This window comes from Bacteroides caecigallinarum (assembly GCF_021530995.1).
Lineage (GTDB): Bacteria > Bacteroidota > Bacteroidia > Bacteroidales > Bacteroidaceae > Phocaeicola > Phocaeicola faecigallinarum.
The window spans coordinates 1-1514 of sequence record NZ_JADYTF010000224.1; the positions used below are offsets into that span (position 1 = coordinate 1).

Annotated in this window: 1 protein-coding gene; it reads right to left on the minus strand. The window is 34.8% G+C overall.

Going from position 1 to position 1514, the window contains the following annotated elements; genetic code table 11:
• Positions 1-9: 9 nt before the first annotated feature.
• Complete coding sequence (locus tag I6E24_RS16185) at positions 10-1509, minus strand: glycoside hydrolase family 30 protein (RefSeq protein WP_235329725.1); 1500 nt, start codon at positions 1507-1509, stop codon at positions 10-12.
• Positions 1510-1514 lie beyond the last annotated feature (5 nt).

Consider the following 1514-nt stretch of genomic DNA (forward strand, 5'->3'; position numbering starts at 1 on the left):
GTTTATAATCTATTTTTTCCAATTAAATGAAACGATAGAGCTTGCAGGAATAATATATGCAAAGTTATTGTTTCCATCGTTGATAGTCAGGTTTAACTCTTCTGCATTGTTATTACAAACAACAAAAGCATAAGTTCCATCTGTATTTTCAAATGCAGAATAGGTTAGTCCTTCTCTGGTATAACCATCCGATTTTATTCTTATGGCTCCTGGTCTTACAACGCTTCCCATATGAGCCATAATGTAATAATGAGAATTTCGTGTTACTATAGAGTATGATTCATTATCTACATCTACAGCTCCATAACAAGTAGCACACGCACCAGGACCTCCATGTGGACCTTGATCATTGTCAAGCATTAAATTCCATACAATAGAAGCTTTGCACCAGTTATTGACAGTTCCCAGTGTTATTTCTTCCATATCTCTTAACAATGATTTGTCAAGTTCTCTGCCGTCATTCCATTCTCCAATAGAAGCCTCGGAAAATACGAGTTCTTTTTCCGGAGCAGAATTATGAATGTTTAGAAGTTCGTTTTTATTTCCTCCATAATTATGATATGCTGCACCTGCAAAATATTTTGAAGCCTCTGTGTCTTCATATATTTTTAGAGGATATTTTTGCTGTTCAGCCATATTGTCATAATTATAGTTGTGGTCAAAAGCATAGATTTTAACATTCAGACCTGCAGCCTTTAGGGCCGGTCCAAGTGCAGTCTTTACGAAATCTCTTTCTTCTTGCCATCCCATAAACAATGATGCAGAATTGCCACGGTTAAGAGGTTCATTCTGTGGAGTAATACTGTATATATTTACACCTGCTTCATTGAATGCTTTTATCCATTTTACAAAATATTGGGCGTAGTCCTGATAGTATTCCGGATTTAATTGACCTCCTGTCCAGGAATCATAAGGAACTCTTTCCTCAAGACTTTTTACTTTCATCCATTTGGGACAAGTCCAAGGGGTTCCCATTATTTTTAAATCAGGATTAATCTTTAATATCTGTTTTAATGTAGGAATTACATATTTGGTTTCTTCTATGGTTAATGCAAAATTTTCAAGACCTTTAGTGTCACAACATGTGTAATCGCTTAAAGAAAAATCTGAACAACCTATAGAGATTCTTACATAGCTAAATCCATATTTCTGTGGCGAGAAGGTTTCTTCCAAGAATTCATTTCTTTTTTCTTCTGGCATTAAAGACAGATTGTATGAAGTTGATCCCGTTATGGCAGCACCAAATCCATCAATTTCTTGATACTTTACATTAGGATTTAGTGTAATAGTATTGGGAGACATTGGATCTTTGTCGCTGAAATTTATATATTTTTCAGTTAGATCATAGGCTCTGTTTGTAGTAGTCAAATATGCTTTTACGTCATAATTTTCTATATCTTCATTATTCTGAGCGCCGCCTGTGTTTTGTTCAGAACATCCACATCCGCAGAAGCTCGTTACCGATAGTAATGAGATTACATATAAAAAGTTTCTATATATGTGTACCATATAAT